Source organism: Corynebacterium sp. KPL2838 (assembly GCF_040225455.1).
Lineage (GTDB): Bacteria > Actinomycetota > Actinomycetes > Mycobacteriales > Mycobacteriaceae > Corynebacterium > Corynebacterium rhinophilum.
Map to the genome: position 1 here is coordinate 1 of NZ_JBEHFT010000024.1, position 12703 is coordinate 12703.

Consider the following 12703-nt stretch of genomic DNA (forward strand, 5'->3'; position numbering starts at 1 on the left):
CTTCGTGCTCTCAAAGAAAACTACTCCCTACTAGTCGGTAACTGATTTCTCAGTCCAACTAATGGGGAGCAGTTCAGACACGGAAGCGGGGGCTCTAATTGAACGCGGTGCCGTGGGGCACGCGCTCTAGGACTTAGAAGGTGAAGTCTTCATCCAGCGGGACGGAGGCGCCGGTGAATTCACCGAAGCCATCATCGCCGTAGATGGAATCGCCGTAAGTCGGAATCGAGTATGCGGCGTTGCGCGCAGCCTCGGTCGGCTTGACGGAGATATTGCGGTAGCGCGAGATACCGGTACCGGCCGGGATCAGCTTACCGATGATGACGTTCTCCTTGAGACCGATGAGCTTATCGGAGCGCTTGTTAATAGCGGCATCGGTAAGCACGCGCGTGGTCTCCTGGAACGAAGCAGCGGACAGCCAGGACTCGGTAGCCAAGGAGGCCTTGGTAATACCCATAATCTCCGAGCGCAGCTGTGCCGGCTCGCCGCCTTCTGCGACCTGAGCAGCGTTCATCTGCTTGGCCTCAGAAAGGTCAATCAGGTTACCCGGCAGCAGCTCCGTGGTACCGGCGTCGATGACGGTACCACGGCGCAGCATCTGGCGGATGATGATCTCGATGTGCTTGTCGTGGATGGCCACGCCCTGGGTGCGGTACACGGCCTGCACCTCGTTGATGAGGTGCTGCTCCACGCCGCGACGGCCCAGAACCTCAAGCACGTCGTGCGGGTCAGCCGCACCACGCATCAAGCGGTCACCGGTCTCAACGTGGTCGCCGTCCTTCAAGGAACGCTCGATCATCGCATCCGGGTTGGACTCCATCGGGCGACGCACCTGAGCCAGGCCCTGGCGCTTGGACAGCTTCTCGTAAACCACGTCATCAGAGCCGTCATCCGGGGTAATGGTCATGGTCCAGAAGTTGCCCTCATCGGACAGGGACACGGTGCCATCCACGGAGGCAATCGGTGCGCGGTTCTTCGGGTTACGAGCCTCGAAGAGCTCCTGCACACGCGGCAGACCACCGGTAATGTCGCCACCGACACCACCCTGGTGAAAGGTACGCATGGTCAGCTGGGTACCAGGCTCACCAATGGACTGTGCAGCCACGATGCCGACGGCCTCGCCGATGTCTACCAACTGGCCGGATGCCATGGACTTGCCGTAGCACTTAGCACAGACACCAGCCGGGGTCTGGCAGGTCAGCACGGAGCGAACCTTGACGTCGGTGACCTTGGCATCGAGAAGCTTCTGGGTAAGCTCCTCGGTCAAGTCTGCACCAGCCTCTGCGACGACCTCGCCGTTCTCGTCCTTGACGTCGGTGGCAAGCACGCGACCGGAAGCGGAGGTCTCCCACAGCTCGGAGAGGACGACCTTGTCGCCGGATACCTCGCCGATAGGAACGCGCACGCCCTGGCGGGTGCCGCAGTCCTCTTCGCGGACGATGACATCCTGAGCGACGTCCACCAGACGACGGGTGAGGTAACCGGAGTCAGCGGTACGCAGCGCGGTATCGGCCAGACCCTTACGGGAACCGTGGGAGTTGTTGAAGTACTCCAGCACGGACAGGCCTTCGCGGAAGGAGGTCTTAATCGGACGGGTGATGTAATCACCGTGCGAGTTCACAACCATGCCCTTCATACCGGCCAGCGTCCAGATCTGACGCATGTTACCGGCAGCACCCGACTTCACAATCATTGGAATTGGGTTGTAATCCGGGTAGATGTTCTCGACGGCCTCACCAACGGTGTCGGTAGCATCCTTCCACAGCTCAACCAGGCGGTCATAACGCTCGCGCTCCGTGAGAGCACCCTGCTCCCAGTACTTACGCTCGATGCGCTCTGCTTCCTTCTCATAAGACTCGAGGATCTCGGTCTTATTCGGCAGCACCAGCACGTCAGACATCGTAATGGTCACACCGGAACGGGTTGCCCAGTAGAAGCCAGCGTCCTTCATGTTGTCCAGAACCTGGGCCACGGTGATCATTGGGTACTTGGTGGCCAAGTCATTGACCACGTCACCAATGAGCACCTTGCCGTCGGTGCCGCCGCCCTTGCGGACCATGATGCCCTCAAGGTACGGGTAATTCCATGGCAGGAGCTCGTTGAACATGATGCGGCCGATGGTGGTGTAGCCCAACCATGCCTGGCCCTTGGACCAGCCATCGGGGAAGAGCTCTGCCTCGATGTCCTCTGGCGGGCGCAGGTGATCGATGCGGACCTTGATCGGTGCCTGAAGACCAACCGTGCCACGGTCGTAGGCCATCAGGGCCTCGGCGTAGGAGGAGTACACGCCAGTAGCCGGGTAGTCCTCGCCAGCCTCGCGGTAGCGACCGTTGCCGCCGATCTCGTCCTCTGCCTTGTCCATGGTGAGGTAGTACAGGCCGGTCACCATGTCCAGACGCGGCATAGCCAGCGGCTTACCGGATGCCGGGGACAGAATGTTGTTGGAAGCCAGCATCAGCACGCGAGCCTCTGCCTGTGCTTCTGCGGACAGCGGCAGGTGAACTGCCATCTGGTCACCGTCGAAGTCGGCGTTGAAGGCCTCACAAGCCAGTGGGTGTAGCTGGATAGCCTTACCCTCGACCAGCTTCGGCTCGAAGGCCTGGATACCCAGGCGGTGCAGCGTAGGCGCACGGTTGAGCATCACTGGGTGCTCAGAAATGGCCTGTTCCAGCACGTCCCAGACCTCTGGGCGCTGGCGCTCCACCATGCGCTTTGCGGACTTGATGTTCTGGGCGTAGTCGTTTTCGACCAAGCGCTTCATGACGAATGGCTTGAACAGCTCGAGCGCCATCAGCTTCGGCAAACCACACTCGTGCAGCTTCAGCTGCGGACCGACGATAATAACGGAACGACCGGAGTAGTCCACGCGCTTACCCAGCAGGTTTTGGCGGAAACGACCCTGCTTACCCTTCAGCAAATCAGACAGAGACTTCAACGGGCGGTTGCCCGGGCCGGTAACCGGACGGCCACGACGGCCGTTATCGAAGAGCGCGTCCACAGACTCCTGCAGCATGCGCTTCTCGTTATTCACGATGATCTCTGGTGCGCCCAGGTCGATCATGCGCTTCAGGCGGTTATTGCGGTTGATAACGCGGCGGTACAGGTCATTCAGGTCCGAGGTGGCGAAGCGGCCACCGTCCAGTTGCACCATCGGGCGCAGCTCAGGCGGGATAACCGGAATAGCGTCCAGCACCATGCCTGCCGGGTCATTGCCGGAGTTGAGGAATGCGGCAACAACCTTGAGGCGCTTAAGCGCGCGCATCTTCTTCTGGCCCTTGCCGTTGTTGATGATCTCACGCAGCTCCTCGGCCTCTGCCTCGAGGTCGAAGTTGCGTACCAAGGTCTGGATGGCTTCTGCACCCATGCCGCCGGTGAAGTAATCCTCGTAGCGGTCAACCAGCTCTTCGTAGATGGTCTCATCGATGACCATCTGCTTCGGAGCAAGCTTCAGGAAGGTGTTCCAGATTTCATCCAGGCGTGCGACTTCGCGCTCGCCGCGCTCGCGGATGTGCTGCATTTCCTTATCGGCAGCGTTTTGTACCTTCTTGCGGGCATCGGCACGCGCACCGGCTGCCTCCAGCTCCGCCAGGTCGGACTCGAGCTTGGAAGCGCGCTCTGCGATCTCGGACTCGGTATCGTCCTCAACGTCCTTCTTCTCCAGCAGCATTTCCGCTTCCAGGGTGGACTGATCGTTGTGGCGAGCCTCTTCATCAACGGAGGTGATGATGTTGGCAGCGAAGTAGATGATGCGCTCAAGGTCCTTCGGAGCCAGGTCCAGCAGGTAGCCCAAGCGGGAAGGAACGCCCTTGAAGTACCAGATGTGGGTTACCGGAGCAGCCAGCTCGATGTGGCCCATGCGCTCACGGCGCACCTTGGACTTGGTGACCTCAACGCCGCAGCGCTCACAGATGATGCCCTTGTAACGGACGCGCTTGTACTTACCGCAAGCACACTCCCAGTCACGGGTGGGTCCGAAAATGCGCTCGCAGAACAGGCCGTCCTTTTCCGGCTTCAGCGTGCGGTAGTTAATGGTCTCGGGCTTTTTAACCTCGCCCTTAGACCAGCGACGGATATCGTCAGCAGTGGCCAGACCGATGCGGAGCTCGTCGAAGAGATTTACGTCAAACACGTAATGTCTCCCTTTCATCCTCGTTTTATGAGGAGTTGATGGCATTTAATGAATTAATCTTTATTGCCCGCTCGCGGCGGCCCCGGTGATAAACACCGAAACCGTGCATTCCGCGGTGGACCGAGAATCTATTTAGGCGATGTCAGCGGAAGAACCCTCATCGCGGGACAAGTTAATGCCAAGCGATGGGCTATCCATGTCATCGTCATCAGAGCCAGACAGCTCCATCGGGGTGCCGTCGGTGGAAAGAACTTCCACGTTCAGGCACAGGGACTGCAGCTCCTTGAGCAACACCTTGAAGGACTCAGGGATGCCCGGATCTGGAATGTTGTCGCCCTTCACGATGGCCTCGTAGACCTTCACGCGGCCTACCACGTCATCGGACTTGATGGTCAGCAGCTCCTGCAGGGTGTAAGCAGCACCATAAGCCTGCATTGCCCACACCTCCATCTCGCCGAAGCGCTGGCCACCGAACTGAGCCTTACCACCCAGTGGCTGCTGGGTAATCATGGAGTAAGGACCAGTGGAACGAGCGTGAATCTTCTCATCCACCAAGTGGTGCAGCTTGAGCATGTACATATAGCCCACAGAGATGGGGTACTTGTACGGCTCGCCCGAGCGGCCATCGAAAAGCGTGGCCTTACCGTGCTCGTTGACCAAGACGTCGCCGTCGCGGTTCGGGCGGGACGATGCCAACAGGCGCTCGATCTCGTGGTTGGTAGCACCATCGAAGACCGGGGTGGCGGTCAGGGAGTCCGCAGGGACATCGTAAAGCTCTTCCGGCAAGGTCTTGAGGAGCTCAGCGTTAGCCGGATCCTCGGTATCGACCTTCCAGCCGGCGTGAGCCAACCAACCCAAGTGCAGCTCAAGCACCTGGCCGATGTTCATACGGCGCGGCACACCGTGGGTGTTAAGCAGGATGTCCACCGGGGTGCCGTCCTCCATGAACGGCATATCCTCTGGCGGCAGAATCTTGCCCACAACACCCTTGTTGCCGTGGCGGCCGGCCATCTTATCGCCGTCCTGGATCTTGCGCTTTTGCGCAACATAGACGCGGATCATCTCGTTGACGCCAGGTGCCAAGTCGTCATCATCATCGCGGGAGAAGCGAGCAACGCCAATGACCTTGCCCACCTCACCGTGCGGAACCTTCATGGAGGTATCGCGAACCTCGCGGGCTTTCTCACCGAAGATGGCGCGCAGCAGGCGCTCTTCCGGAGTCAGCTCAGTCTCACCCTTCGGGGTGACCTTACCAACGAGGATATCGCCAGCACGGACGTCAGCACCGATGCGGATGATGCCGCGTTCGTCGAGGTCGCTCAAGACGTCCTCGGAGACGTTTGGAATCTCGCGGGTGATTTCCTCGGCGCCTAGCTTGGTATCACGAGCATCGATCTCATGCTCCTCGATGTGGACGGAGGTCAGGATGTCCTCTTCCACGATGCGCTGGTTGAGGATGATGGCGTCCTCGTAGTTGTGGCCTTCCCACGGCATGAACGCAACCAGCAGGTTACGGCCAAGCGACATCTCACCGTTGTGGGTACCTGGGCCATCGGCCAAAACCTGGCCGGCCTCTACGCGCTGACCCATGGATACCAGCGGGGTCTGGTTGTAGTTGGTGCCCTGGTTGGTGCGCTCGAACTTGCGCAGGATGTAGGTATCGCGCTGGCCCTCATCGTCCATGATGGTGATGACATCAGCGGTGACGTTTTCCACCACACCGGCCTTTGGCGTGATGACGACGTCGCCAGCGTCATAAGCAGCGCGCTGCTCCATACCGGTACCCACCAGTGGGGCCTCGGAACGAACCAGCGGAACCGCCTGCTTCTGCATGTTCGCACCCATCAAGGCACGGTTAGCATCGTCATGCTCCAAGAACGGAATCATGGCGGTACCAACGGAGACCATCTGGCGCGGGGAAACGTCAACGTAGTCCACACCGGAGGCATCGGTCACTCCGATGTCACCCTCCTTCAAACGGACCTCGATGCGCTCACCGATCAGACGGCCTTCCTCGTCCTGCTCCACCTCGGCCTGAGCAATAGCGAAGCGATCCTCCTCATCAGCGGTGAGGTACTCAACCTGATCCGTAACCTTGCCGTCAACGACCTTGCGATACGGGGTCTCGATGAAGCCGAAGGAGTTCACGCGGGCGTAGGACGCCAGCGCACCAATCAGGCCAATGTTCGGACCCTCAGGGGTCTCAATCGGGCACATGCGGCCGTAGTGCGAAGCGTGCACGTCTCGCACCTCAATGCCGGCGCGCTCACGGGACAGACCGCCTGGGCCCAGCGCAGACAGGCGGCGCTTGTGGGTCAGGCCGGACAGGGAGTTATTGTGGTCCATGAACTGCGAGAGCTGCGAGGTACCAAAGAACTCGCGGATAGCAGCAGAAACTGGACGCACGTTAATCAGGGATGTCGGCGTAATGGACTCGGCGTCCTGAGTGGTCATGCGCTCGCGCACGACGCGCTCCATGCGGGACAGGCCCACGCGGACCTGGTTCTGGATGAGCTCACCCACGGTGCGCAGACGACGGTTACCAAAGTGGTCGATATCGTCGGTGTTCAGTGAGATCATCTCGCCGTTTGGCGCCTTCATCTCACGCTCGCCAACGTGCAGGCGTACCAGGTACTCCAAGGTGACGGCGATGTCCTCTTCAGTCAGGGTCATCAGACCGTCGTGGTCGCCGCCAAGGCCCAGCTTGCGGTTGGCCTTGTAGCGGCCAACCTTGGCGAGGTCATAGCGCTTAGCGCGGAAGAAGGAGTTATCCAACAAGGACTGCGCCAGCTCACGGGTAGGCTGCTCGCCCGGGCGCTGCTTGCGGTAGATCTCCAGCAGCGCTTCATCGGTATTGGAAACGCCGTCAGATTCCAGGGTGGACATCATGAGCTCAGAGAAGCTGAAGCGCTCCCTGATCTGCTCCTCGGTCCAACCCAGCGCCTTCAACAGGACGGTCACCGGCTGGCGGCGCTTGCGGTCAATGCGCACGCCGACGGTATCGCGCTTGTCCACGTCAAACTCCAGCCAAGCACCGCGGGAAGGAATAATCTTCACGGAGTGCAGCGGGCGTTCGGTGGACTTATCGATGGAACGATCGAAATACACGCCCGGGGAACGCACCAGCTGGGAGACGATGACGCGCTCGGTACCGTTCACGATGAAGGTACCCATATCCGTCATGATCGGGAAGTCGCCGATGAAGACGGTCTGCGACTTAATCTCTTGGGTGTCGTTATTAATAAACTCTGCGGTCACGTACAGCGGCGCGGAGTAATTGATGTCCTTTTCTTTACACTCGTCGACGGTGTTTTTCACCGGCTCGAAGCGAGGCTCCGACAAGGACAGGGACATATTGCCCGAGTAGTCCTGAATCGGCGAGAGCTCTTCGAGGATATCCTCAAGGCCGCTTGTCACGCGTGCGTTATCGCCGCGCTCAGCCTGCTCACGCTCGCGCCATTCCGGCGAGCCGACGAGCCAAGCAAAGGAATCGAGTTGTACGTCAAGGAGGCCCGGCAGGGCGATAGGCTCGCTAATTTTTGCAAACGAGTATCGCTTCGGGGCTCCGGGGATATTGGCCACTGACTTGGTCTGGCGGGAGACTGCCAAGATGGGTCCTTCCAGCACCTCACGCGGATTGCTACTCGCCCTGGCCGACGAGCAACAAAACCGCTGGTAATTTTAGCATTCGGTCTGCTGTGGAGTGTCTGGGTTCAGAATGCACAAAATCACCTTGTCAAGTCGGTTTTGCCATCACCAACCCGAAAGGCTAAATGTGCCCCGAAGATCCAGATTCCAGCGCAACGAATTAGTGTATAGGAAAAACTCAGGTATGTAAAGACACACCACTCTTAAGGCTTTTTCATTCCGCGTTCGGGGGCAAGCTCTCGCTCGCCGCTGCGCCAACGCGGCAGTAATGCTGCACCGCGTCTATCGCGGTAACCACAAGCACCGTACCACTAAAAACTCATTCCACCGCAACCCGAACCGCGCTTAAGGCTTTTAGCTGGCATTTTCGCTATTAACTTTGGCTTTGTTCTTCTTGCCCCGCCGACGCACATGCTTGTTTTTGCGGTCCCATATTCCAAGCGCCCCAATGACTCCGATAAAGATGAGCACGATCCCGATGCCCAGGGCCGCCCAGCGCGCTATCTCCGCCACGTGGTTGCGTGGGAACGATTTCGCTTCCTCGAGTAGTGCTGCGCGGGATTCCTCTGAGGTGGAACCGTTAAAGACGAATGCTCGCTCGCGACCTACGCCCTCGCGGTCCGCGTAGTAGTCATCGATATCCATATCCATACCCACCACCAGGCCCGTGGCTTGGTCAACATAGAAGTCCCGGCTACCCGAGTGCATCAAATAACCAGGTTCCTGGCCCCCATCTTCTTTAGGAACGGAGGTGGTATTGCCATCGGCCGCATAAAGCTGCGCTACGTTCGTCGGCTCGATTTCCTGGTGATACCGATACACTGTGCGGCCTTCTACTTCGGTCTCTTCTTCAAAGACCGCGTCCACCGCCTTACGTAGGGTGGGGTCAAAGACCGGGTAATTCGTTTTCTCCGCATCCGCCGGGAATTTCAGCCAGTAGCCATCGATAGCAACCTTCTCTTCGGGGCTGGCCAAGGTGTGACTGAGGCTAGCTTCTGCCTCTGCCTCACCGCTCAGGCGGTCAATGGGATAGGTCCAGACCTGCGCTTGGCTTAAATCGTCGAACCCTTGGCCATCGCCGCGCAGGCGCGTCTCCCCTATGCGCAGCGTCGCAGTATCTTCATCCGAAGGCTCTTGGATGCCCGCATTAATCTGGTAGGTCATCGGCCCGGAATACGGCGACGTTCCATCTTTATTAACCACTTTGGAATCAGCGGAGTCATCCTTAAGGGTCCACGTGGTGTTTTTGAGTTCCAACGGCAACCGCGGCGAGAAATTCAAAAACGCCGGCGCCGCTATTCCGGCGGCCACCAGCGCTACGCCGAGACCTAGTAAAAGGACGGAAAAGATGCGGGACTTGGGCAGCATGGGGGCTAATTCTACAGCGCTAGCCCTCGAATCCTAGTTTCTACAGGCGGGCTCGAGCGGACTAAGCCTAAGATTCCTCCGCCGTGTGCTTATCCCACGCGATAATGCCGCTCGTATCCGTCGTGCACCGAGCACACCAAAGGTCATATTCTTCTTGCAATCCCAACCAGAATTCGGCGGAATTGCCAAAATACGCCGAAAGACGCAAAGCCATATCCGCGCTCAATCCGATTCGCCCTCGGACAAGCTTCGAAATCTGGGATTTGCTGCTGAAAACGTCCTGCGCCAAGCGATATTGAGTAATGCCTAAAGGCGCCAAAAACTCTTCGCTTAATACCTCTCCTGGGTGCGGCACAGGGACTGTATCCAGTGCTCCTTCTGAGTCATTAGTGGTAATCGATGAAGTCAACATCGATAGCTCCCTTCTCTGTCCACCGGAAAATTATCCTCCACTGTGCATTCACTCGAATCGAATAAAAGCCTTCGAACTGACCTCTGAGCTTTTCCAGGTGATTCGCTGGTGGAACTCTTAAATCAGAAACTGTCGCAGATCGATCAATCATGATCAACTTCCGGCGTAATACTTTCCGTAATTCAGGAGGTACGTACTTGGGCGATTTACCATTAATGTGAAACAGCTCTAAGCTATCTCTCCTAAATTCCACAATCCTATAGTGTCACACTTTGAAACTTGAGTCTACCGCTGAGACCACCCTTATTAGAGTCGTCGCAACGCCCCCTTGAATCCAAGGAACCCGTAAAACGGGAGAAACCCCCATCTCCCACCGCGTATAGCGCGGTAAGAGTGGGGGCTTCGAAAGCGTGAAGCTCAGTAAAATTACTTGAGCTCGACGGAAGCGCCAGCCTCTTCCAGCTTGGTCTTAGCAGACTCAGCGTCATCCTTGGAAGCGCCTTCGATGATGGCCTTAGGTGCACCCTCAACCATTTCCTTAGCTTCCTTCAGGCCCAGGCCGGAGACGAGCTCGCGGACAGCCTTAATAACGCCGATCTTCTTAGCGCCAGCGTCGGTCAGAACGACGTCGAACTCGGTCTGCTCCTCGGCAGCGGAAGCGCCGCCCTCAGCCGGAGCGCCCGGTGCAGCAGCGGCAACCGGTGCAGCAGCCTCAACGTCAAAGACGTCCTCGAATTCCTTAACGAACTCAGACAGTTCGATGAGGGTCATTTCCTTGAAAGCTTCAATGAGCTCGTCCTTGGTGAGCTTAGCCATGATGGCAAGTCCTTTCTGTGTTGTGTGCTTGTTCCCCGGTAATGAGGTAGCAAACACGGTGTTTTATGTGTGCGTCTGTTGTGACGACTTAAGCTTCTGCTTCCTTCTTGTCCTGCAGAGCAACAACGGTGCGAACCGCCTTGGTTGCAGGAGCGTTGAAGACAGCGGCTGCCTTCGCCATAGAACCCTTCATAGCGCCAGCCAGCTTTGCGAGGGTGGTCTCGCGGTTGTCCAGATTGGCGATGGCCTGAACCTGCTCCGCAGACAATGCGTCGCCGTCCATGTAGCCACCCTTGATGACGAGTGCCTTGTTGTCATCAGCAAACTTGGTGATGACCTTCGCAGCATCCACTGCCTCGCCCTTGATGAACGCAATTGCGGTCGGGCCAGTCAGCAAATCATCAAGACCTTCGATGCCAGCTTCGTTGGCAGCGATCTTGAAGAGGGTGTTCTTGGCGACGGAGTAGTCAACGTCAAAGCCCAGGTTGTTACGCAGCTCCTGCAGCTGGGATACGGTCAGGCCGCGGTACTCAGTCAAAACGACGGAGCTAGAATCGGCCAGCTTTTCCTTCAGCTCTGCCAAGTCTGCAGTGTTCTTTGGGTTTGCCATTGTCTCTCGCCTCCTTCCAAAACATCTCTTTTATTTTCCGCCGGGGCCTTCCAAAAAGAAAAGCCCCGTGCAAGAGCACAGGGCGTGCGACATGGGAAATGCCGCGGAATGCGCAAAGTGTCTCCTGCGTGGGCCGCCTCCAGGGTGGAGAACTTTCAATCCTTAGTGGATGACCAACGGTCTTCGGTGAACTTTGACTCGGCCACAAGGCCGTTCAAACTTCACAAGGGATACTACCGCGCTTTCCTCGTATTCCCAAATTGCCCAGCCGCGTAGGCTATCTATTATGACTTCCCTCATGTGGTTTCGCAATGACCTGCGCTTATCCGATAACCAGGCCCTTACCCGCGCCGCGGAGGCCGCCACCGATAAAAACGGTTCAAAGCCAGAGTTAGTGGCCGTAGTCCTCGACGAGCCCGCCTACCCCGGCACCCGGCCGCTCGGTGGCGCCACTCACTGGTGGCGGGAGAGTTCGCTCTATGCCCTAGCGCAGGAGCTTGCCTCCCGTGGGGTGAAGCTTCTGCGCGCTACCGGCGATGCCCGCGCCGTCATTCCCCGCATCTCCCACGAGGTTGGCGCCGATACCGTCACCTGGACCCGCCGCTACCACGGCCCGCTGCGCGAAGTCGATGCCACGGTCAAAGCAACGCTTGCCGATGCCGGAGTTAACGCCATCTCCTGCCCCGGTTTCACCCTCGTGGAGCCATGGGAGATCACCAATGGCCAGGGCAAACCCTATAAGGTCTTTACTCCCTTCGCGGCCGCCGCACGATCCCAGGTCGCCGACGATGAGCCGCTGCCAGTACCGGAATTGCTGGCGGAGCGGGAGATGGGGGCATCGGCAAGCAGCAGTTGGCCCAACCCCAGCGCCGATGAACCGCAGTGGGCTGCGTCGCTCGCCCAGTATTGGACGCCAGGGGAGGCAGGTGCGCGCGAACGCCTAGCCCAGCTCGACTTAACTCACTATGCCAGAGAACGCGATATACCCGCGCACAACGCCACCTCTCTGCTATCGCCGCACCTGCGCTTTGGCGAGGTATCCCCACGCGAAGTTTGGGTGGCCGCCGCCGAGGAACCCGACGCGGAGAAGTTCCACTCCGAGTTGCTGTGGCGCGACTTTGCCTGGCACCGGCTCTACCACCTGCCCGATCTGGCCACCCGCAACGTGCGGCAAAAATTCAACCGCTTCGACTGGTCCTGGGATGACCCGCGGCTAAAGGATTGGCAGGAGGGTACGACGGGCATCCCACTTGTCGATGCCGGTATGCGCGAGCTCTGGCACACCGGCTACATGCACAACCGCGTGCGCATGGTGGTGGGTTCGTTTCTTACCAAGAACCTGGGAATCCATTGGCGCCTAGGCGAGGAATGGTTTTGGGACACCCTGGTGGATGCCGATGCCGCGTCCAACCCATTTAACTGGCAATGGGTGGCCGGCTGCGGCGATGATGCCGCGCCCTTCTTCCGCATCTTCAACCCTGAAACCCAGGCACAGCGCTTCGACCCCGAAGGCGCCTATATCCGCCGCTGGGCTCCCACGTTATCCGCCCCACCCATCGTGGATCTCAGGCAGTCGCGCCAGGCGGCCCTAGATGCCTACTCCGAGATCAAAGGCGCAGACTAACGCTCAATACCTAGACTTTTCGTTCACACCGCAAGGCCTGTTGAACGATGCAAAAGACCCCAAGGAAAATCCTCGGGGTCTTCATTCACGCGCTAT

8 protein-coding genes are annotated in these 12703 nt (G+C 58.6%); 1 reads left to right on the forward strand and 7 read right to left on the reverse strand.

Annotation, left to right across the window (positions count from 1 at the left end; genetic code table 11):
- Window positions 1-133: 133 nt before the first annotated feature.
- The 7 genes from ABRP98_RS08385 to rplJ all read right to left on the reverse strand — a co-directional run bounded on the left by ABRP98_RS08385 (window position 134) and on the right by rplJ (window position 10983).
- Window positions 134-4129 (reverse strand): DNA-directed RNA polymerase subunit beta', encoded by a 3996-nt coding sequence (locus ABRP98_RS08385; protein WP_349858645.1) that lies wholly within the window; start codon window positions 4127-4129, stop codon window positions 134-136.
- 132 nt (window positions 4130-4261) lie between these two features.
- Window positions 4262-7756 (reverse strand): DNA-directed RNA polymerase subunit beta, encoded by a 3495-nt coding sequence (gene rpoB, locus ABRP98_RS08390; RefSeq protein ID WP_349858647.1) that lies wholly within the window; start codon window positions 7754-7756, stop codon window positions 4262-4264.
- A 375-nt stretch (window positions 7757-8131) separates the two neighbouring features.
- Window positions 8132-9145, reverse strand: coding sequence for a cell envelope lipid trafficking protein PgfA (gene pgfA, locus ABRP98_RS08395; protein WP_349858649.1), 1014 nt, complete (start codon window positions 9143-9145; stop codon window positions 8132-8134).
- A 67-nt stretch (window positions 9146-9212) separates the two neighbouring features.
- Window positions 9213-9557 (reverse strand): HigA family addiction module antitoxin, encoded by a 345-nt coding sequence (locus ABRP98_RS08400; RefSeq protein ID WP_349858651.1) that lies wholly within the window; start codon window positions 9555-9557, stop codon window positions 9213-9215.
- On the reverse strand, window positions 9532-9810 hold the full coding sequence (locus tag ABRP98_RS08405) for a type II toxin-antitoxin system RelE/ParE family toxin (protein ID WP_284642670.1): 279 nt from the start codon (window positions 9808-9810) through the stop codon (window positions 9532-9534). The genes ABRP98_RS08400 and ABRP98_RS08405 overlap by 26 nt, the downstream gene beginning before the upstream one ends.
- 173 nt (window positions 9811-9983) lie before the next feature.
- Window positions 9984-10373: a 50S ribosomal protein L7/L12 gene (rplL, locus tag ABRP98_RS08410; RefSeq protein WP_349858653.1), complete on the reverse strand. Its 390-nt coding sequence runs from the start codon at window positions 10371-10373 to the stop codon at window positions 9984-9986.
- An 88-nt stretch (window positions 10374-10461) separates the two neighbouring features.
- Window positions 10462-10983: a 50S ribosomal protein L10 gene (rplJ, locus tag ABRP98_RS08415; protein WP_349858655.1), complete on the reverse strand. Its 522-nt coding sequence runs from the start codon at window positions 10981-10983 to the stop codon at window positions 10462-10464.
- A gap of 286 nt (window positions 10984-11269) precedes the next feature.
- Here rplJ and ABRP98_RS08420 point away from each other — a divergent pair, with 286 nt between their 5' ends.
- Window positions 11270-12607: a cryptochrome/photolyase family protein gene (locus tag ABRP98_RS08420; RefSeq protein ID WP_349858657.1), complete on the forward strand. Its 1338-nt coding sequence runs from the start codon at window positions 11270-11272 to the stop codon at window positions 12605-12607.
- The last annotated feature ends 96 nt before the right edge of the window (window positions 12608-12703 follow it).

Excerpts from the sequence above, each read along its gene's own strand:
- pgfA (WP_349858649.1), bottom strand. The coding sequence starts at position 9,145 with ATGCTGCCCAAGTCCCGCATCTTTTCCGTCCTTTTACTAGGTCTCGGC.
- ABRP98_RS08400 (WP_349858651.1), bottom strand. The coding sequence starts at position 9,557 with ATGTTGACTTCATCGATTACCACTAATGACTCAGAAGGAGCACTGGAT.
- rplL (WP_349858653.1), bottom strand. The coding sequence starts at position 10,373 with ATGGCTAAGCTCACCAAGGACGAGCTCATTGAAGCTTTCAAGGAAATG.
- rplJ (WP_349858655.1), bottom strand. The coding sequence starts at position 10,983 with ATGGCAAACCCAAAGAACACTGCAGACTTGGCAGAGCTGAAGGAAAAG.
- ABRP98_RS08420 (WP_349858657.1), top strand. The coding sequence starts at position 11,270 with ATGACTTCCCTCATGTGGTTTCGCAATGACCTGCGCTTATCCGATAAC.